18 protein-coding genes and 1 pseudogene are annotated in these 20,109 nt (G+C 64.8%); 12 read left to right on the top strand and 7 right to left on the bottom strand.

Features of this window, described 5'->3' with window-relative positions; all coding sequences use genetic code 11:
- The first annotated feature begins 56 nt into the window (after positions 1-56).
- Together F8G81_RS18830 and F8G81_RS18825 are read left to right on the top strand one after the other, a co-directional pair.
- A complete protein-coding gene (locus tag F8G81_RS18830) occupies positions 57-1,886 on the top strand; it encodes a dynamin family protein (RefSeq protein WP_267279291.1) in 1,830 nt (609 codons plus the stop codon).
- On the top strand, positions 1,883-3,367 hold the full coding sequence (locus F8G81_RS18825; protein WP_267276164.1) for a dynamin family protein: 1,485 nt from the start codon (positions 1,883-1,885) through the stop codon (positions 3,365-3,367). The genes F8G81_RS18830 and F8G81_RS18825 overlap by 4 nt, the downstream gene beginning before the upstream one ends.
- A 45-nt stretch (positions 3,368-3,412) precedes the next feature.
- Here F8G81_RS18825 and F8G81_RS18820 read toward each other — a convergent pair whose 3' ends face one another.
- Both F8G81_RS18820 and F8G81_RS18815 read right to left on the bottom strand, forming a co-directional pair.
- Positions 3,413-3,841, bottom strand: coding sequence for a hypothetical protein (locus F8G81_RS18820; RefSeq protein ID WP_267276163.1), 429 nt, complete (start codon positions 3,839-3,841; stop codon positions 3,413-3,415).
- A 462-nt stretch (positions 3,842-4,303) separates the two neighbouring features.
- Positions 4,304-4,660: pseudogene (locus tag F8G81_RS18815) on the bottom strand (PLD nuclease N-terminal domain-containing protein); the annotation flags it as partial.
- Positions 4,661-4,721: 61 nt separating this feature from the next.
- On the opposite strand from F8G81_RS18815, the gene F8G81_RS18810 reads away from it, so the two are divergent.
- Complete coding sequence (locus tag F8G81_RS18810) at positions 4,722-5,078, top strand: DUF4229 domain-containing protein (protein WP_267276162.1); 357 nt, start codon at positions 4,722-4,724, stop codon at positions 5,076-5,078.
- A gap of 9 nt (positions 5,079-5,087) precedes the next feature.
- Here F8G81_RS18810 and F8G81_RS18805 read toward each other — a convergent pair whose 3' ends face one another.
- The 4 genes from F8G81_RS18805 to F8G81_RS18790 all read right to left on the bottom strand — a co-directional run bounded on the left by F8G81_RS18805 (position 5,088) and on the right by F8G81_RS18790 (position 8,703).
- Positions 5,088-5,969, bottom strand: coding sequence for a 1,4-dihydroxy-2-naphthoate polyprenyltransferase (locus F8G81_RS18805; RefSeq protein WP_267276161.1), 882 nt, complete (start codon positions 5,967-5,969; stop codon positions 5,088-5,090).
- A gap of 85 nt (positions 5,970-6,054) precedes the next feature.
- Positions 6,055-7,275, bottom strand: coding sequence for an AMP-binding protein (locus F8G81_RS18800; RefSeq protein ID WP_416377068.1), 1,221 nt, complete (start codon positions 7,273-7,275; stop codon positions 6,055-6,057).
- Between the two features lie 12 nt (positions 7,276-7,287).
- The gene (locus F8G81_RS18795; RefSeq protein ID WP_267276160.1) at positions 7,288-8,241 is read right to left on the bottom strand and encodes a 1,4-dihydroxy-2-naphthoyl-CoA synthase; all 954 of its coding nucleotides are present in this window, start codon (positions 8,239-8,241) and stop codon (positions 7,288-7,290) included.
- Between the two features lie 21 nt (positions 8,242-8,262).
- A complete protein-coding gene (locus F8G81_RS18790) occupies positions 8,263-8,703 on the bottom strand; it encodes a VOC family protein (protein ID WP_267276159.1) in 441 nt (146 codons plus the stop codon).
- Positions 8,704-8,933: 230 nt separating this feature from the next.
- Here F8G81_RS18790 and F8G81_RS18785 point away from each other — a divergent pair, with 230 nt between their 5' ends.
- From F8G81_RS18785 to F8G81_RS18770, 4 genes are read left to right on the top strand one after another with little or no spacing between them, the layout of a single operon-like run.
- Positions 8,934-10,211 carry an ABC transporter substrate-binding protein gene (locus F8G81_RS18785; RefSeq protein ID WP_267276158.1) on the top strand — a complete coding sequence of 426 codons (1,278 nt, stop codon included), beginning with the start codon at positions 8,934-8,936 and terminating at the stop codon, positions 10,209-10,211.
- A 3-nt stretch (positions 10,212-10,214) separates the two neighbouring features.
- On the top strand, positions 10,215-11,159 hold the full coding sequence (locus F8G81_RS18780; RefSeq protein ID WP_267276157.1) for a carbohydrate ABC transporter permease: 945 nt from the start codon (positions 10,215-10,217) through the stop codon (positions 11,157-11,159).
- A 3-nt stretch (positions 11,160-11,162) separates the two neighbouring features.
- Positions 11,163-12,080 (top strand): carbohydrate ABC transporter permease, encoded by a 918-nt coding sequence (locus tag F8G81_RS18775; protein ID WP_267276156.1) that lies wholly within the window; start codon positions 11,163-11,165, stop codon positions 12,078-12,080.
- Between the two features lie 26 nt (positions 12,081-12,106).
- On the top strand, positions 12,107-13,954 hold the full coding sequence (locus F8G81_RS18770; RefSeq protein ID WP_267276155.1) for a hypothetical protein: 1,848 nt from the start codon (positions 12,107-12,109) through the stop codon (positions 13,952-13,954).
- Between the two features lie 30 nt (positions 13,955-13,984).
- Here the strand turns inward: F8G81_RS18770 and F8G81_RS18765 are convergent, their stop codons facing one another.
- A complete protein-coding gene (locus F8G81_RS18765) occupies positions 13,985-14,731 on the bottom strand; it encodes a CPBP family intramembrane glutamic endopeptidase (protein ID WP_267276154.1) in 747 nt (248 codons plus the stop codon).
- 155 nt (positions 14,732-14,886) lie between these two features.
- Between F8G81_RS18765 and F8G81_RS18760 the strand changes: the two genes are divergently transcribed.
- From F8G81_RS18760 to F8G81_RS18740, 5 genes are all read left to right on the top strand, one after another.
- Positions 14,887-15,888, top strand: coding sequence for a metal ABC transporter substrate-binding protein (locus F8G81_RS18760; RefSeq protein WP_267276153.1), 1,002 nt, complete (start codon positions 14,887-14,889; stop codon positions 15,886-15,888).
- 5 nt (positions 15,889-15,893) lie between these two features.
- Positions 15,894-16,655, top strand: a complete 762-nt coding sequence (locus F8G81_RS18755) for a metal ABC transporter ATP-binding protein (protein WP_267276152.1) — start codon at positions 15,894-15,896, stop codon at positions 16,653-16,655.
- A gap of 12 nt (positions 16,656-16,667) precedes the next feature.
- Positions 16,668-17,534 (top strand): metal ABC transporter permease, encoded by an 867-nt coding sequence (locus F8G81_RS18750; protein ID WP_416377151.1) that lies wholly within the window; start codon positions 16,668-16,670, stop codon positions 17,532-17,534.
- A 299-nt stretch (positions 17,535-17,833) separates the two neighbouring features.
- The gene (locus tag F8G81_RS18745) at positions 17,834-19,516 is read left to right on the top strand and encodes an ABC-F family ATP-binding cassette domain-containing protein (protein WP_267276150.1); all 1,683 of its coding nucleotides are present in this window, start codon (positions 17,834-17,836) and stop codon (positions 19,514-19,516) included.
- Positions 19,517-19,677: 161 nt separating this feature from the next.
- Complete coding sequence (locus F8G81_RS18740; protein WP_267276149.1) at positions 19,678-20,058, top strand: molybdopterin oxidoreductase; 381 nt, start codon at positions 19,678-19,680, stop codon at positions 20,056-20,058.
- The last annotated feature ends 51 nt before the right edge of the window (positions 20,059-20,109 follow it).

The raw sequence follows: 20,109 nt of genomic DNA, 5'->3' as shown, positions 1-20,109 counted from the left end.
GGATTACTCCGGCGGGTTCTGTCGGCCAGGCAGGCCATGCCAAACCCGTTCAGCCGATCCAGTCAGTCGAACTGACAAAGCTCGTGGAGCAGGGCATTGAGCTGGTGGGGGCGGGAGACAGGGCAGACCTTCGCAGGCGGCTGGACCAGACATTGCGCCGCCTGAAGGATCCCAGCATCCGCGTGATCGTGGTGGGTGAATTCAAACAGGGCAAAAGCAAGCTCATCAACGCTCTGGTCAACGCTCCGGTGTGCCCCGTCGACGACGACATTGCCACCTCGGTGCCCACCGTCGTCCGGCACGGTGACAGCGCCTCGGCGGCAATACTGCTGCCCAAGGTTGACGCTGAACCCGGCGAGGAAGGGGTGCTGGAGCGCCAGCCCATCAACATTGAAGACCTTGCCGCCTATGTCTCGGAACGCGGCAATCCCGGAAATGGAAAGAAACTCGTGGCCGCGGAAGTCTTCCTTCCCCGGAAGGTGCTCGCCGGCGGCCTGACGGTCATCGACTCGCCGGGCGTGGGGGGACTGGGATCCACGCATACCCTGACCACCCTGACTGCCCTGCCAACAGCGGATGCCATGCTGTTGGTTTCCGATGCATCACAGGAGTACACCGAACCTGAAATCCGTTTCCTGCGCCAGGCCATGCGCATCACGCCGAGCGTGATTGGAGTGGTGTCCAAGACCGACCTCTATCCGGAGTGGCGCCGGGTGGTGGACTTGGACCGCGGCCACCTCGCCGAGGTGGCGCCGGATATCCCGCTCTTCCCCGTCTCCTCCGATCTCCGGCTTGAAGCAGCGCGGCTGCGGGACGCGGAACTGAACACGGAATCAGGCTTCCCGGATCTGGTGGCCCACCTCCGCAATGAAGTGGTGGGGAAAGCGGAACGCATCCAGCGCCGGTCCGTCAGCCAGGACCTGCTTTCGGTGACGGAGAATTTGCGTCTGTCCCTGCAATCGGAACTGGGAGCGCTGGAGGATCCGGAAGGTACACCCCAGATGATTGCCGGCCTGGAAGAGGCCAAAGCGCAGGCCGACGAGCTGCGTAAACGGTCCGCGCGGTGGCAGCTGACCCTCAACGACGGCATTACCGACCTGATAGCCGACATGGAGTATGACCTGCGGGACAGGCTGCGACGTATCCAGCGGGAAGCCGAGACAGCCATTGACCAGGGGGACCCGGGCCCCACCTGGCCGGAATTTTCATTGTGGCTTGAGGAATGTGCCGCCGCCGCCGTTTCGGACACCTTCGTTTGGACGAGCGAGCGGGCTCAATGGCTGGCAGCGCAGGTGGCGGACCACTTCTCCCAGGACGAGGTGGCCCTGCCGGTGCTGCATGTGGCCGACACAGGCGATGCCCTGGACCCCGTGGACGAGATGCCAACCTTGGACGACGGGCACATCAAGCCCATGCAAAAGGTCCTGATCGGCATGCGCGGCTCATACGGCGGAGTGCTGATGTTCGGCCTGTTGACCGGGATTTTTGGAATGGCGCTTATCAATCCGCTTTCCGTGGGTGCTGGACTGCTGCTGGGGCGCAAGGCATACCGCGAAGACCAGGAGGCCCGGCTCAAGCGACGCCAGGGCGAAGCCAAGGCACTGGTCCGGCGACAGGTGGACGACGTTGTCTTCCAGGTGGGGAAGCAGCTTAAGGACAGGCTCAGGATGGTCCAGCGGACCACACGGGACCATTTCACGGAGATCGCGGACGAGCACCACCGGTCGCTCGCGGACTCCGTGGCGGCGGCACAAAAGGCGGCCACCACGTTCACGCTGGAAAAGGACCGGCGCATCCGCGAGATCAAGGCTGAACTCACGAGGGTGGACGCCCTGCACCGCGCCGCCGAGGTACTCGCGACCGAATCGGCGGTGGTTGCTGCATGACGCAAGAGACCATCACAGGGGTGTCCGAACTCGTCCAGGAGGCCCTCCACGTCTACCGCGATGATCCGGCAGCAACAAGGGCATTGGAGGGGTACGCCCGGCGGCTGGCCGAACCGCTGCGGATCGCCGTTGCTGGCATGGTGAAGGCAGGAAAATCCACGCTGCTCAACGCGATTATTGGCGAGGAGATCGCTCCTACCGATACTGGTGAATCGACGAAGATCATCACCTGGTACCGCTACGGGCTTTCGCCTCGGATCACCATGTATCCCGTGCACGGCGAGCCAAGGGCCCTGCCTGTCAAACGCGTGGATGGCCGTCTCGTGTTCGTCCTGGGCAGTCTGGGCCCGGAGGATGTTGATCGCCTGGTGGTGGACTGGCCGTCCCGGAACCTCCGGGATGTCACGCTTATTGATACTCCCGGGATCGCGTCGCTGTCCGAGAAGGTGTCGGCGCTGTCCACCGGTTTCCTGACCCCTGCCGATACTCCCTCTCAGGCCGACGCCGTCATATACCTCATGCGGCATATGCATGCAGCGGATCTTCGGTTCCTTGAGTCATTCAAAGACACAGAGGCGGGAAGGTCAGGGACCGTCAACGCCCTGGCTGTCTTGTCCCGGGCGGACGAGATCGGTGCCGGCCGCATCGATTCCCTGCTTTCCGCCGGGGATATTGCGGAGCGGTACCGTCGGGACCACAGCCTGCGCAAGCTGGCATTGGGGGTGGTCCCGGTGGCCGGGCTGTTGGCGCAGAGTGCCCGCAGCCTGCGGCAGTCCGATTTCGAGTCTCTGCAGCTCCTTGCCGGCATGGACCGGCCGGCCCGGGAGCGGATGCTGCTCTCAGCAGACAGGTTCCTGAGGGCTTCCGTGCCCGAGGGTCTGGACCAGGAGGCACGGGCCTCCCTCCTGGCGCGGTTCGGGCTGTTCGGCATCCGGCTGGGCGTGGTGCTTATCAGGAGCGGATTCACAGAGCCCACGCCGCTGGCACACGAACTGGCGCGCCGCAGCGGCCTGGATCCGCTTCTGGACATGGTGAACCGCCAATTCCAGGCCAGGGCCGACACGCTGAAAGCCCGGACCGCGCTGGTGGGAGTTGAGGCACTGCTCCGAAGTTCGCCGCGGGACGGCTCCGAACAATTGGCGGCAGCTTTGGAACGGATACAAGTCAATGCGCATGAGTTCAGCGAACTCCGCCTGCTGGCAACTTTGCGCACCACCGGGGTGGCGCTCAACCATGATTTGGCTGACGAAGCGGAACGCCTGGTGGGCGGCTGGGGAACGGCACCATACCTGAGGCTGGGGCTGCAGCCGGAGGCAGGCACGGACGAGATCAGTGCTGAGGCGCGCAGGTGCCTGCAGCGGTGGCGGATGGTGAGCGAAAGCCCATTGACGGACCGTTCCGCGGCAGATGTATGCCGTGTGGTGATGCGAAGCTGTGAGGGTGTTCTCGCCGAATGCGCCGCGCTGCAATTGAACCGTTAGGCACAAAGCACAGTATTGAACCTTTTCGGGGAGTTTGCCGAATATTTATAGCCGCTGCCGGGAGCGGAACCACGCCCCGCTGGAAGGCAAAAAGAGCAGCACCAGGCCAGCGAGGGCCAGGAGCAGCTGAGCTGCCCAGAGCAGCACCACGTAGCTGCCGGTGGCGTCTGCAGGTACCAGGAACGCCCCCGCCACCAGCATGGCGCCGATATGGGCAAGAAGCAGCGGAATCATGACCCAGCGGGCCCAGCCGCGCTGGTTCATGGCACTTCCCAGGACCATAGCCTCCAGGAGGATAACCACAACCATGGCGCCGAGGCTGCCCCAGAACACGATGGCCACAGACGTTGTCAGGGCCTCGGCTTCGGCCCCGGGCGCCATCTGGTCCACTACGCCGCGAAGGCGCTCCAAGTGGGCGTCGCGGGAGAAGAATGATGATGCGAGCACCGCCAGGCCGCACAGAAAGCTCAACACCCACAGTGTCCTTCCCAGCCTGACCATCCGCGGGGGCGGCTGGGTCACCTTTATGGGAGCGGGGGCGGAGTAGGACAACCCTGGCCGCGGAGGGGGACTGGCAGGCGGCTGGCTGGCAGGGGAAGGCGGCCCGCCTGACGGAGGTTCGGCGTCGGAAGCCGGTAACTGGTGTTCTCCGTCGGGTCGCTGGGCCATCGGTTCCTACTTCAGTTCATCAGTATCGTGCGCGTCCGCATCGCCACTGCCCGCACCGCCGGCGCCTTCCTCATCCAGCGGGCCGTTACCCTTACCGGCATCGCCGCGGGATCCTGAAGCGCCCGCTCCTGAACCGGCGGCACCTGTTGCTGGGGATCCAGAAGCTGAGGATCCTGAAGCAGGAGATCCTGAACCGCCGGAACCTGCTGGGCCGGAACCTGTAGAGCCGCCGCCGGAACCTGGCGAGCCGGAAGTGCTTGGGCCTGGGCCTGCAGAACCGCTGCCTTCGGGGCTGGGCGCCGGTGCGTCCAGGCCATCCTTGATCTTTTGGAGGCGGGCCGCTTCGGCCTGGTTGCGGCGCCGGACTTCCAGGTTGCGCAGGAAGGCGGGGTCGTCGTCGGGGGCCGTGGGGTGGCTGTAATTCTGACGGACTTGGGGAGTGCCGCGCGGGCGGCCGATCAGGAGCCACAGGATGGCGCCAAGCACCGGCAGGACAATCATCACCACTATCCAGGCGGGTTTGGAGATGCCCCGGGTGAGGCGTCCGTCAGTGCGGATCACGTCCACCAGGCCATAGACAAAAATGGCGAGTACTGCGACGGCGAGAGCCACACGGAAGAGCATGCATAAAGTCTATCGTTCGGACGGGGCAGGGCCTTCGGCGGGCGGCGGCTAAACTTGAATAGTGGCCTTTTTGAAATATTCCCTGATCCGTTTGGCGCTCTTCGCGCCGCTCTTCCTGCTCTTCAATTTCCTGGGGCTGGGTGCGCTGATGTCCGTCGTCTGTGCGGCCCTGATCGCCTTCGCGGTGAGCTACCTCTTCTTCCAGAAACAGCGTGACGAGGCCGCCTCGGCGCTCCAGCACCGGTTCTCAGGCAAGGCGAAGCCGCTCCGCTCGGCGGGTGAGGTGGAGGACGCGGTTGCCGAGGATTCCCTCCTGGACGCGAACCCGGACGCTGTCATCCGCACCGACGCCAAAGACCCCAGGGCCAAAGACAGCAGGACCCAAGACAGCGGGGCCAAGGGCCCCGATAACAGCTGAGGACCGGCTTTAGAACCCGTGGCTGAGCGCAAGGCCCAGTGAGAAAAGCAGGCTGTAGCCGAGGTTGATCAGGCCGGTCTGCTTGAGCACCGGAATAAGGCTTTTGCGCTTGCGGCCGTTAATCATGAGCCAGGCCGGCATCAGGCAGGCCGGAATGAGCAGCAGGACAATCAGCATCCATGGCCTTCCCGGGGCCAGGATAATCACCAGCAGGATTGCCACGGCCAGCATCAGCACGTAGCTTTCCCGGGCATGTTTGTCACCCAGCCTGACAGCCAGGGTCTTCTTGCCTGCCCGCATGTCCGTGGGAATGTCCCGGACGTTGTTGGCCATCAGCAGGGCCGTTGCAATCAGCCCGGTCCCGATGGCGCCGATGATGGACGCCAGGTTTATCTGCCCGGCCTGGGTGTACGTGGTGCCCAGGGTGGCCACCAGGCCAAAGAACACAAACACAAACACATCGCCCAGGCCCTTGTAGCCATAGGGGTTCTTGCCGCCGGTGTAGCCCCAGGCAGCCAGGACGCACCCTACTCCCACCAGGATCAGCCACCAGCTCTGCGTGATGATCACCAAAGCCAGACCCAGCACCATGGCTGCCGTGAACGCACCAAACGCCGCATATTTGACCTGTTCGGGGCGGGCCGCTCCTGATCCCACCAGGCGCAGCGGGCCTACCCTGTCGTCGTCCGTGCCGCGGATGCCGTCTGAGTAGTCGTTGGCGTAATTCACGCCGATCTGCAGGAGGAGCGCCACCAGGGCCGCCAGCACGGCATTGACCGGGCGGAACGAATCCATTTCGAACGCAGCGGCGGTGCCGATCAGTACGGGGGCGATCGCCGCCGGCAAAGTGCGGAGGCGGGCGCCTTGGATCCATTGTGCGGCTGTGGCCACGGTGAGTACCTCGTGTTGGGTCGGAAAAACGGTGAATCAGTGACGGTGCAGCCGGTCCCGATAGGGCCGGAGGTGCAGGTCTACTCTACTTTCCCTGATGCAAAGCGTTGAGCCGCTCCGTCATAGCCAGGCGGTCCGGCTTCCCATTTGGCAGCATAAGAAGCGCCGAATCGGCGAGCACTGTCTTGGGGGCAAGGAGTCCCAGGGCCTGGCGCCACTCCTGTTCGAGGACGACGGCGTGATCCCCGGGGCCGTCGGCTCCGGCCGCGCCGGCAGGACGGGCAGGGCCGGCAGGGTGGCCGGCCAGCGCGACATACGCGGCCACGGCCTGCCCCCATTCCGCTGACGGGACGCCGGCCACAAAAGCCGCCAGGACGCCGTCGGACTTTTCCAGCTCAGCCTGAACGTGCCCGGCCGAAACCTTCACGCCGCCCGTAACAATGACGTCGTCGGCCCGGCCCAGCACCGTCAGCCGTCCGTCCGCATCGAGGACGCCCAGGTCGCTGGTGCGGAACCAGCGGACACCGTCCTCCTCGAAGAAGGTGTCGGTGCTTTCAGGCGAGTCCATGTAGCCCGCCGCCACGGTGTCGCCGCCCAGGAGGATGCGGCCGTCCGCCTCCACCCGGACGTTCACCCCTTCCAGCGGCCAGCCGTCGTACACGCAGCCGCCGCAGGTTTCGGCGGATCCGTAGGTGGTGATGACGCGCACTCCGGCCTCCCTGGCGGCATTCAGCAGATCCGCCGAGGCCGGGGCGCCGCCCAGCAGGATGCCATTGAAGCGGCGCAGCACGGCCAGGGTCTCCGGAGCCGGCGAGGCCAGCAGCCGCTGCAGTTGGGTGGGCACAAGTGACGTGAACCTGATTTTGTCCGTCAGTTCCAGAGCGGCCGCGGTAAAGGCCTCCGGCGTGAAGCCTCCGGACATGTCCATCACCCACGGACGCGTGCCGGCGAACAGTGAGCGCACCAGGACCTGCAGCCCCGCCACATACTGCACCGGCAGTGCCAGGAGCCACTGGCCCTCGCCCCGCAGTGCCAAAGCAGTGGCCATGGAAGACGCCGCCAGGGCCTCCACCGTCAGGACGGTGGCCTTGGGGGCGCCGGTGGATCCGGACGTGCGGACCACAGCGACGGCGTCGTCACAGCCGGGAGTCTCAATGTGTCCCACCACCAGGTTCCCGGCAGGGCCAACGGAAAGTTCGACGGCGGGGCCCTCGCCATGGAGGGCAGCTGCGAGTGCCTTGAGAGCAGGGTCGATGTCCACGGGGCCAGCGTTCATGGGGCCCGGATTCACGGGTTCGAAAGTCATGGAAGTCCTGCCTTAGAAGTAGTGCGGGAAACGGGACCAGTCGGGGTCACGTTTTTCCAGGAACGCTTCCTTGCCTTCAACGGCTTCGTCCGTCATATATGCCAGCCGGGTGGCCTCGCCTGCGAAGACCTGCTGGCCGGCCAGGCCGTCGTCGGCGAGGTTGAACGCGAACTTGAGCATTCGGATGGCCTGGGGGGACTGGCGGGCGATGTCGGCCGCGTATTCCAGTGCAACGTCCTCCAGCCGGTGGTGGTCCACCGCCTCGTTGACCGCGCCCATCCGAACCATGTCCTCCGCGGAATATTCGCGCGCCAGGAAAAAGATCTCCCGGGCGGCCTTCTGGCCGATCTGGCGGGCAAGCAGCGCGGAGCCATAGCCGGCGTCGAAACTGCCCACGGTGGCGTCTGTCTGCTTGAACTTCCCGTGCTCGCGGGAGGCGATGGTGAGGTCCGAGACCACGTGCAGGGAGTGCCCGCCGCCGGCCGCCCAGCCGTTGACGACGGCGATGACCACCTTGGGCATGGTGCGCATGAGCCGCTGGACTTCCAGGATGTGGAGCCGGCCGGCACGCGCGGGGTCGATGGTTTCCGTCGTTTCGCCGTCGGCATAGCGATAGCCGTCCCTGCCCCTGATCCGCTGGTCACCGCCCGAGCAGAAGGAATGGCCGCCGTCCTTCGCGGACGGGCCATTACCGGTGAGCAGCACGGTGGCTACGTCCGGCGTCATCCGGGCGTGGTCCATGGCGCGGTAGAGCTCATCCACGGTGCCGGGGCGGAAGGCGTTCCGCACCTCCGGACGGTTGAACGCGATCCGGACGGTGGGCAGGTCCCTGATCACCGAGCCGTCGGCTTCCCGCTCCACCTGGCGGTGGTAGGTCATGTCCTGGAAGTCGTCGAAGCCGGACACGGTGCGCCAGCGGGAAGGATCAAAAACGTCGGACACCTTGGCGGGGAATTGGTTGCTCACCGGACAAGTCTAGTAATCGGCTCAGCTGATGCAGAACTCGTTCCCCTCGGGGTCTGCCATGGTGTGCCAGGAATGCGGGCCCTGGCTGGCGGTCCAGAGGAACGTGGCTCCGCGCGCTTCGAGTGCCTTTCTTGCTTCATCCTTGTCCCGTCCCGCAAGGTCCACGTCCCAGTGCACCCGGTTCTTGACGGTCTTTCCTTCCGGCGCAGTCTGGAAGAGGAGGCGCCTGGTGGGCTTGGCCGCCTCGAGCTCCTCCGGTGGCCGGATGGCGCAGCCCTCGCGCCAGACGAGCTTGCCCTTGTGGACAAGGGTCTGGTCTTCCGTGGCAAACCCCTGGTCGATCATGGACCGGATGAAGCCTTCGTCCTGCGGTTCCACCTCCCATTCCAGGGTTTCGGCCCACCAATCAGCGAGCTGGTGCGGGTTACTGCAGTCGGTGACAATCTGAATGTTCAGTCCCATGGACCCAACCTACGACGGCGGCGGGCCCGGCCGGTAGACCAGGCCCGGCTTTCTTCAGGCGGACAAAATGCAGGCACGTTTGCTTGACAGATTGTCATGACATAAGTCACAGTTGGGAGCGAGGGAAAGGCTTTTCCCAAGCATGGCAGGTGGCCCCGGCTTCCATCCATTTTTCACCCAGCCCGGTCCGCAGGCAGCGGCCCACCCCCCGCAAGAGACAGGACAGAGCATTGTCAGAGCAGACAAGAATCTCAAGCATCAGCCGCAGGCAGTTCGGTCTGACGGCGTTCGGCCTTTCGGCCCTTGCCGCCGGGCTCACCGCCTGTGGCAGCGGGGGCGGAGGCGGCACGTCTGACCCTTCCAAGCCCCTTCAGCTGATCCTCTCCGGCGACACCAACCAGGGCGGCGCGTTTGCCGCGGCCGCCAAGAAGTACAAGGAAGCCACCGGCATCACCATCGAAGTGGTGGACGTCCCCACGGCGGACATCACCACCAAGCTCAAGAACGCAGCCACCGCCAACGATCTGCCGGCCCTGGCGCGCGTGACCAGCATTGACCCGCTGTGGGTCAACCAGCTCCAGGACCTGACGGACATCGCCAAGTCCCGGAACATCGACGAAAAGTTCCTGCAGGAGGCCCCGGACGGAACCATTCCGGCCATCCCCTCCGACCTCACCGCCGTCGGACTGTTTGTGAACAAGAGCCTCTTTGACAAAGCCGGCGTGGCCTACCCCACCGCTCTTGAGGACGCCTGGACCTGGGATGAGTTTGTCGCGGCCGTCACCGAGGTCCGCGAGAAGGCCGGCGCTAAATACGGCGTGGTCATGGACCGCTCCGGCCACCGCCTGCGCGCCATGATGTACGAGTTCGGCAGCAGCGCCTTTGCCAAGGAAGGCGACAAGTACGCCGGCGACGACAAGGCCGTGGAAACGCTCGAATACTTCCAGAAGATCAACGACGACAAGACCATGCCGAAGTCGGTCTGGCTCAGCGGCGAAGACGGCAATGCCATGTTCAAGAGTGGCCAGGTGGCCGCGTACTACTCCGGCAGCTGGCAGGTTGCCGACTTCAACAAGAACATCAAGGACTTCGAATGGCTCTCCGTGCCGCTGCCCAAGAAGGAAGTCAGCGCCACTAACCTCGGCGGCGGCTTTATGGTCGCCTTCAAGGACACCGGCGCTGACGAGGAAGCCAAGAAGTTCATCGAGTGGTTCTACGATGACGCCAACTACACGGAGTTCGCCAAGTTGGGCGGTTACCTGCCCGTCAAGGCAGACCTGAAGGTGGAGTACCCCTTCCAGCAGGCTTCCTTCGAGCTGTACCAGAAGCAGATTGCCGGCAACGAGGCGAAGGGTGACAATGCCATCAAGCGGGTGGTGGCTGAAGCGTACGCCGAGACCCCGTTCTCCGGTGACCCGCTGCGTGAGGAAACCGTCAAGATGCTCGGCGGCAGCCAGGACGCCAAAACCACGGTGGACAACATCGTGAAGCTCTACAACGGCGGCTAAGCCGTGGCTACTCCAACCACGGGATCCACGGTGGCGCCTGAGACGCTCCGCACGCCAGCCGTGCGGAGCAAGTCCCAGCAGAAGCGCCACAACCGCTACGTCATTGCCCCGCTGGTCCTCATCGGCGTCAACGTGGTGCTCTTCCTCGTGTTCTTTGTCTGGCCCGGGGCATTGGGCCTGATCTACTCGTTCACGGACTACCGCGGTGTGGGCCGGTTGAACTTCATCGGCCTGGCCAACTTCCAGAAGCTCTTCGCGGACAGCACGTTTTACGCCGCATTGAGCCGCACGTTCCTGTACACCCTGCTGTCGGTGCCGCTGATCTACGTCTCCTCCCTGGGAGTTGCGGCCCTGCTCGTCAGCAGGGCCGTCAGGGGCCGGACCGCTGCCAAGATCGTGATCTTCCTGCCCTGGCTGATCTCCCCGATTGTGGTGGGTGTCATCTGGAAATGGATGTTCGGACAGGACTTCGGCTTCGTCAACTTCGTGATCTCCACGCTGGGCGGAAGCCCGCTGCCGTGGTCCAGCAACGCCAACCTGGCCCTGACAGTGGTGATCTTTGCCGCCGCCTGGGGCGGAACAGCCTTCAACATGCTCCTGTTCATCGCAGCGCTGAAGAACATTCCGGAAGCCTTGCTGGAGGCCGCCGAGCTGGACGGGGCCAACGCCTGGCAACGGTTCCGGCATGTGACACTGCCTGGCATCGCACCGACGTCGTTCATGGTTATCCTGCTCTCCACGATCCATGCGATGAAGGAATTCGCCATGATCCAGGCGCTGACCAACGGCGGCCCCGGCACGGAAAACGTCCTGATCGTCCAGTACATCTACAAGACCGGGTTTGAGCAGTCCAAGGTGGGTTACGCCAGCGCCGCGTCCATGGTGCTGATGGTGGTCCTGCTGGCTATCGCGCTGATCCAGCTTCGCTTCAACAAGAAGAAGGGCTGACCCATGGCAACAGCTGCCAACCTGCCTCCCGTCTCGGACGAAGTGGCCGTTCTAGGGGCCGAGGAAGCCGCCCGCACCGCGGACCAGCGGAACATGCGGAACGGACGGGCCAAACTGTCCGCGCCGCTGACGGGCCTGATGTGGCTGATCGTGGCCATCTACGCGCTGCCGCTGCTGTGGTTCATCCTCAGTTCGTTCAAGCCGGGCAGCGAACTGTTCACGTATCCGCTGTCCATGATTCCGAGGGAATGGACCTTCCAGGGCTTTATTGACGCCTGGGAGCGCGTTGACTTCGCCCAGTACTTCCTGAACACCGCCACCGTGGCGCTGGTCACCACCGTGCTGACTGTCTTTTTCAGCGCCTGCACCGGCTACGCCCTGGCCAAGTACAACAACCCCGGCACGCGCCTGTTCTTCGTCTGCATCCTGGCTACCACCATGCTGCCCACCGAGGTGATCCTGAACCCCACGTTTACGGTGATCCGGGATCTGGGCCTGTACAACTCGCTGTCGGGCATTATTGTGCCCTCGGTGCTGACGGCCACGGGGGTGTTTATGTTCCGCCAGTTCTTCCTGACGGTCCCCGATGACCTCCTGCATTCAGCCCGGATCGACGGTGCCAGCGAGCTGACTATTTTCTTCCGGATCATGCTGCCGCTGTCCCGGCCCATTCTGTTCACGCTGGCCATCTTTTCGTTCCAGTGGCGCTGGAATGACTACATCTGGCCGCTGATCGTGCTGAACGACCCCAAGTGGTACACCCTTCAGGTTGCATTGCGGAGCATCGTGGGCGCCGAGAACATCGACTGGCCTGTCCTCCTTGGTGCGTCGGTGATCTCCATCCTGCCGCTGGTCCTGGTGTTCTTTGTCTGCCAGAAGTACGTCCTCAACGCCGATGTCAGCGCCGGCCTGAAGGACTAGCTCCCTTGCCGCTTGGAAAAGAAGGAATGTTGAACGAACAGCAGACGGCCGCAACAACCGATATCGCTTTTCTTCACCGGGTAGTGGATGAAGCGGACAGGCATGTTGGCACCCTCCTTGAAACGTCCGACGGCGGCGTTGCGGCTCTTCCCCATCGCGGCGCCATGAGCCGGCTGCTGGCCCTGGTGACGGTGTTTTCGGAGCCACGATCCGCCTATTACGGGCAATCCGGGCTGCAGGAACCGATGGGGAGATGCCTGGACCGGCTTGAACGCCTCCAGGGCCCTGCCGGCCTTTTTGACGGCACCAACCTGAGCTCGCCGCCTGACACGGCCTTCACCATCAATGACGCGTGCCTGGCCTTATGCCTGATCGACGCCCTGGCCGACGGGGCGCCGGAGGGCGTCTTGCGGGACGGTGTTTTGCGGGACGGTGTTTTGCGGGACGGTGTTTTGCGGGACGGTGTTTTGCGGGACGTCCGCCATAGGCTGAGGCAGATCGTTGCCGGTGCCACGGGGTCCCTGGTGGGCGGCGGAGTCCACACCCCCAACCACCGGTGGGAACTCTCGGCCGCGCTGGCCCAGATCCATCAGCTCCAGCTCCGCGAGGGTGCGCCGCGGCCGGAGATCGAGGCCCGCATTGGGCAATGGCTGGCCGAGGGGATCGACCAGCTTCCGGACGGCATGTATTCCGAACGCAGCCCGCTGTATGCCACGGCGGTCACCAACCCCTCGCTCCTGACCATCGCGGACAGTGCCGGCAAGCCCGATCTGCTGGACCATGTCCGCCGGAACCTGGCGGCATTCCTGCCTTGGTTTAACTCCGATGGCAGTGTGGAATCCGTCTTCTCCCGGCGCCAGGACCAATGGCTGACCTTTGACGCTACCGTCTTCCTGATGCTCTACCGCCGGCTGGCCAACCAGGACGGGCGGAAGGATTTCGCCGCCGCCGCACGCTGGCTGGAGCAGTTCCCGCTGTACGCACCGGACAAGCTGCTTGCCAGGACTCGGCTGGATCCCTGGCTGGCGGAAACCCTGCCGGGTGCTGGCAGCACGGGAGCGGGCGCTGGCGCCGGCATGGACGACAATGTTCCGTTGCCGGACGCACTGGCCCCTGCCGAGGCCTCACTGGACAGCTGCGGCGTCTACCGGTTCCGGCGGGGGGAGGCAGTCACCACCGTCTACGGCGGCTGCGATGAACTGGTGCCCGGTGTGGTGTCAGGGCTGTCCGCCAACCCCACCTTCCTGCGTTTTGAGCATGGCTCAGCCCTCCTGTCCGACGTCCGGCTGTCCCGCAGCTTCTTTGACCTCGGTCCGTTCCGGAGCCAGGAGACGGCTGCCGACGGGAGCTCCCAGGTGTCCCTGTCCGAGACCCTTGCCGCCAACTTCTACCTGCCGCTTCCGCCTGAGAAGCACTGCGGCGACGGCATCTACAGCCTCACCCACGAGGGCCGCTTCAGCGCCAGCATGGACTTTTCCAGCAGGCCCGCGGTGGTGCACAGTCTCACCACGGATGTTGCGGTCCATGTCGGCGAGAATGAAACCGTCCTGGAGATCGGCTTTGACGGCGCTGACACCTCCTTCGCCCTGGAACTCACTTTCAGGCCCGGGGGCGTGCTTGAGGGTGCCGAGCCTGCCGGAGGTGCCGACACCTTTCAGCTCGTGGAAGGAACAGGCAGTTACCGGGTGGGCGGGCACGGCATCGAGTTCGGTCCGGGCAACCCCACGGACCCCGACAACCCGCCGGTGTACAACCCGGGTGAGGCCTACCGCTACGTCAATGGAACCAACGCCACGGACGGCGTAAAGGTCTACATCACGGGCCGGACCCGGGGCACCCACACGTTCACCCTGCGCGGGATCTCCCTTCCCTAGGCAGTTCGTCCGCGGGATCTAGGCCTGAACCTACTGGATCTGTTCGTAGACCTCCGGCGGTATCGCGTAGATAAAGATCACGGCGAGCAGGTTCTTGGCTGCGTGCACAAGGTAGGAGAACATCAGGTTCTTCCCTGTCCACACGTAGACAAGGACGAATGTGGCCCCCATCGCCAGGTAGGGCAGCAGCACAGTGAAGGTGATGCCCTCCCGCACAACGTGCAGGGCGGCGAAGAGCACTGTGGACAGGATGCAGCACAACCAGATGTTGACCCGCCGGCTCAGCTTGCCGATTAGCAGGTGGCGGAAGAGGTATTCCTCCACAAAGGGTCCGATCACTACCAGCACCGGAGCCGTCAGCCAGGCCGGAATGCGCTGCATGAGCGCCTGTAGCCCGGCCTGGTTCTGGGAGGTCTCCACTCCGCCCGCGGCCACCACCACAATCGCCGTCAGGATCATCATGGCCACGACGGCGGCCGGCACCATCAGCAGCGTGAACCAGGGGCGGGTAGCGAGCACGCGGAGGTCCCGGGCCACCACATGACGCGCGGCGAACAGGGCCAGCGCTGCGACCAACGCATAAAAGACAAAGGTAAGGCCGTATGAAGCGGCCAGCCGGGAGGGTCCGAGCTGCGGCAGGAGTGGCAGCAGCAGTTGCCCGGCCAGGGCGATGAACACAGCCAGGCCGACGTAAAGGCCCACGGTGGCGAAATCCAGGCTGGAAAACCGGTAGAGCTCAGGCTGCAGAGGTGGTGGTCTCCGACGTTGTGTAGCCATAGGTTCAGCGTATCCCCACCCCATCTAGGTAGCGCTAACTGTCGTTTTGCGGATCCATAAAGACAGTTAGCGCGACCCAGTTGGGGTAGAGGAGGCGTGCAGGCGGGCAGGCGTAGGTTTGCAGTCCAACTTCGGCGTCCCGTAGAATATTCGGTATGCCTAACTTTCTGTTTCGGTGCGCCAAAGTAGTCCGCCGAACCTCAGCCCGGCGATCGGTGGCGTCACGCGCCATCGGCGCCGCCGCCGTCGTCCTCCTGTCCCTTTCCCTGGCCGCCTGTGGCGGCGCCGCACCGGGTGGTACATCCGGCAGCGGCGACGGGGAGAAACCAGTTGTGCTGACCACCTTCACGGTGCTGGCAGACATCGCCCGCAACGTCGCCGGCGACAAGCTGACGGTGGAGTCCATTACCAAAGCCGGAGCCGAAATCCACGGCTACGAGCCCACCCCCGGCGATATCCGCAAGGCCTCCAAAGCCGACCTGATCCTGGACAACGGGCTGAACCTGGAGGCCTGGTTCGGGCAGTTCGTGGAGGGCCTGGACGTCCCCCATGCCGTGGTGAGCGACGGTGTCCAGGCGATGTCCATCAGCGAGGATTCCTACCAGGGAAAACCCAACCCGCACGCCTGGATGTCGCCGGTGAACGTCCAGATCTATGTGGACAACATGGTGAAGGCCTTCTCCGAGCTGGACCCGGATAATGCCGGGGAATTCCGGAGCAACGGCGACGCCTACAAAGCCGAGCTGCAGGCTGTGCAGGACGAGATGAAATCGAGCCTCGCCGGCGTCCCGGAGGCGCAGCGTGCCCTGGTGACCTGTGAAGGCGCCTTCTCCTACCTCGCCCGCGACGCCGGCCTGCACGAGGTCTACATCTGGGCGGTCAACGCCGAGCAGCAGGCCACACCCCAGCAGATCACCCGGGCCATCGAGTACGTCAAGGCCAACAAGGTCCCCGCAGTCTTCTGTGAATCCACCGTTTCAGATGCGCCCATGCAGCAGGTTGTGGGCGCCACCGGCGCCAAGTTCGGCGGAACGCTGTACGTAGATTCGCTCTCCGAAGCCGATGGTCCCGTTCCCACCTACCTCGACCTCATCCGGCACGACGCCCAGGTCATCACCAAGGCGCTTACAGGGGCGTCCACAACTGCAGCACAATGATTACCATGAGCACCCCAGCAATCCTCGTGGAGAACGTGACCGTCCACTACGGTGAGGTCCTGGCGCTCGACTCCGCCTCCCTGACGCTGGATGCTGCGCGGATCTGTGGCCTGATCGGCATGAACGGCTCCGGAAAGTCCACGCTGTTCAAAGTCATCATGGGAATGATTAAGCCCGACGCCGGCCGTGTCCTGATCAACGGCCAGTCACCTTCCAGGGCACGCAAGGAAGGTGGGATTGGCTACGTGCCGCAGAGCGAGGATGTGGACTGGCAGTTTCCGCTGTCCGTCCGCGATGTGGTGATGATGGGCCGCTACGGGCACCAGGGGTTCACCCGGCGCCCGTCGAAGGCGGACCGCGCCGCCGTCGACGAAGCTCTGGACCGGGTGGAACTGGGCGAGTACGCCGGACGCCAGATCGGGCAGCTCTCCGGCGGCCAGAAAAAGCGCGCCTTTGTGGCCCGCGGAATTGCCCAGGGCGCCACCATGATGCTCCTGGACGAGCCATTTGCCGGCGTGGACAAACGCTCCGAGGCCACCATTACCAGGCTGCTGCGCGAACTCGCCGCAGACGGCTGCACCATCCTCATCTCCACCCACGATCTGCACGCCCTGCCCCAGCTGTGCGACGAAGCCGTGCTGCTCATGCGCCGGGTCCTGATGCACGGTGCCCCGGAACTGGTGCTGCAGCCCGAGAACCTGGCCATGGCGTTCGGCCTGGACGTGCTGAACCGCGACAAGCCCGCACGCACCGAAAGCAGGGGCTGAACCGTGGATCTTCTGGACATGCTGCTGGAACCGCTGAGCTACGACTTTATGGTCCGCGCCATCATCACCACCGCGCTCGCCGCCATTGTGTGTGCCGTCCTGAGCTGCTGGCTGGTGCTGATCGGCTGGTCCCTGATGGGCGACGCCGTCTCCCACGCCGTGCTCCCGGGGGTGGTCCTGGCGTACATCGTGGGGGCTCCGTTTGCCCTGGGCGCCCTGGTGTTTGCGCTGATCGCCGTGACGCTGATCGGGGTGGTCCGCAACACCAGCCGGGTCAAGGAGGACGCCGCGATCGGCATTGTTTTCAGCTCGCTGTTTGCCCTGGGCCTGGTCCTCATCTCGGTCACACCCAGCCAGACGGACCTGAACCACATCATCTTCGGCAACCTGCTGGGCGTCAGCATTCCTGACCTCATCCAGGTCGTCGTGTTGGGCGTGGTGGCATTCGCCATCCTCATCCTGAAGCGCCGTGACCTCACCCTCTACGCCTTTGATCCCACGCACGCCCACGCCATCGGACTTTCCCCGAAACGGCTCGGCGCGCTGCTGCTGGGCCTGCTGGCGCTGACGTCGGTGGTGGCGCTGCAAACCGTGGGCGTGGTGCTGGTGGTGGCCATGCTGATCATCCCCGGCGCCACGGCCTATCTGCTGACTGACCGCTTCTCCCGGATGCTGGTTATCGCCCCCGCCATCTCGGCGGCCTGCTCCATCGCCGGAATCTACCTCAGCTACTACCTGGACACCGCGTCCGGCGCCATGGTGGTCCTCACCCAGGGTGCGGTATTCGCCGTCGTCTATCTCTTCAGTCCCCGGCAGGGACTGATCGGTACCCGGCTCGCGAAGGCCCGCCGCAAGAAGGCGGCCGTCCTCGCTGTCTGACCCTGAGGCTGAGCGCGAACTGGCACGTAATGCCCGCAGATCCGACTTTTGAGGGCATTACGTGCCAGTTCGCGCGGGGGGATGGGGTGGGGAGCCTCTCAACGCGACGGACAAAGCGGGCGACGGCGGCAGCCACCTTGACGTTCACGGCGTCACCGGGCAGGCTGGAGCGATGAAGTCCTAGCCAGCAGCCCAAGCAGACCGGGCTGTTCCACCGATGCCAGGGCCCCCCGTTGAGCGTTTACCTGAAGTCACCTTCAGCTCCGGCGGCCACACTGCGGATTATTCGAGGACTTTTGATGACTGAACACCTCAGCCTTGTGGGCGTTTCCCACGGCTACGGAGACCGCCAGCTGCTGGACAACATCAGCCTGGCCATTACCGCCCGCGAGCATGTGGCCATCGTCGGCGAAAACGGTGCCGGCAAATCAACACTCCTGCGGCTGATGGCGGGCCTTGAGGCACCGAACGAAGGAACGGTGGCGAGCCCCGGCCGGGTGGGCTACCTGGCCCAGACTCACGGCCTGCCGGAGTCTTTCACAGTCGGCGCCGCCATCGACGAGTCCCTGGCGTCCCTGCGCGCCATCGAGGCGGAACTTGACCGCCTGGAGACCGGGCTGGCCGAGGCCGAAGCGGACGAACTGGAAGCCTACGGCGCTTTGCAGACCGAGTATCAGCTGCGCGAGGGCTATGCTGCTGAGTCCCGCGTGGAGGCAGCCCTGGACCGGCTGGGGCTGGGCGGCCTGGACCGGAGCCGGGTGCTCGGCTCGCTGTCCGGCGGTGAGCAGGAACGCGTGGCCCTGGCCTGCATCCTGGCGGACCCGGCCGACATCCTGCTCCTGGACGAACCCACCAACCATCTGGACGCACGCGGAACAGCCTGGCTGGAGGACAGGTTGGCCGCCCACCGCGGCACGGTGGTGGTGGTTTCGCACGATCGGGTCCTCCTGCGGAAGGTGGCCAGCACCGTGATCGAGGTGGATGCCGAGCGACGCTCCGTGACCCGTTACGGCAACGGCTATGAGGGCTACCTGAAGGAGAAAGCAGCCGAACGCTCGCGCTGGGTACAGCAGTATCAGACCTGGGTTGACGCGATGGAGGCCGAACAGCGGCAGGCGGACACCGTGGCCGGGAAAATGGGCTACGCCCGCAAACGCGACGGCGACAAAATGGGTTTCGACTTCAAGGCCGGCACCTGGCAGAAGGCGGCCACCAGCAAGGTCCGCAACGCCCAGGAGCGCCTCCGCCGGCTGGAAGCCAGTCCGGTGGACCGTCCGCCCGTCCCGCTACGCCTTGCCGCGGAGCTTGACGTTGGTCCGGATGCGCCCCAGCTGGCGGTTCCCGTGCTCAAAGCCCGTGGGGTGGCCGTGCCGGGCCGCCTGGACACCACGAACTTTGCCGCCGCCGCCGGGGAGAAGATCCTCATCACCGGCCCCAATGGCGCAGGCAAATCCACGCTCCTCTCGGTGCTGGCAGGCACGCTGGAGCCCGCGGCAGGCACCGTGACCCGCCCTGCGCGGGTGGGCTACCTGCAGCAGGAGCTCGAGCTCCCGAAGCGGCCCGGGCTGCGGCTGCTCCCCGCGTTTGCCGCAGGGCTGGGGGGAAACATCGACGAGCACGCCGAGGCACTCCTGCGCCTGGGGCTGTTCCGCACCAGCGAATTCCATGTGCCGGTAGGAGGCCTGTCCGCCGGCCAGCAGCGCCGCCTTGCCCTGGCCAGGCTTTTGCTCGGCGGCTACGGAACCCTGATTGTTGACGAACCCACCAACCACTTGGCACCGGTGCTTGTGGAGCAGCTCGAGGAGGCGCTCGCGGGCTTTGCCGGGACGCTGGTCATGGTCAGCCACGACCGCGCCCTGCGGGAGTGGTTCGCCTCCTGCGCGCGAAAGAGCGACAAGGCAAGAACGGACGACGCCGGCCGCTGGGTCAGGTACTCGATGGAGAATGGCGCACTCGCGGAGGAAGCCCGAACGAACACTTGAGGCCCCAGTTGGAGGGGCCTCAACTGTCCGTTCGCGCTATTGGCGTGCATCGCTAGCCTGAGCGGCTGGCGGCCCGAGGCCCGGAAAACGGTGAGATTTGCGTTAAGGGATCGTTACCCGGGGACCGGCAGGCGGAAACATCGGCAGCGCAGGATGGGGACATGCCAGTCACCGGCGGCCGAAAGGATCTCACTGTGATCACCAAGAACCTTTTCCTGCAGGGCATCTATCCCTTTGCCGGGGCGGGGCTGGATAAACCGGTCCCCATCCACAGCGAACTTCTGCACTACGTTCCGGACGGGGTGATCAACCAGACGCTCTACTTCCGGGGCGGGAACTCCAGCCCTGAACTGATCACCGTGGTGCTGATGCGGGACGGTGTGCCCATGCGGTACTTCCCGATCGGAGCCAGGGGCGATGTCCATGTGCCGCTGCGGGTGGTGGAGGACATTGAAGGCGGCTCGGTGATCGAGCTCTACCTGGTGGCCCCCGAAGGCGTCGCCGGGGCCGTGGTGATTGACCTGGGCATGGTGGAACACTGATGACGGGTCTTATGGAAAAGCCGCTGGACAAGCCCGGGCATAAGCCGCAAG

Origin of the sequence: Arthrobacter sp. CDRTa11 (assembly GCF_026427775.1) — a bacterium.
Classification (GTDB): domain Bacteria; phylum Actinomycetota; class Actinomycetes; order Actinomycetales; family Micrococcaceae; genus Arthrobacter.
This window is presented reverse-complemented; position numbering and strand designations above follow the sequence as displayed.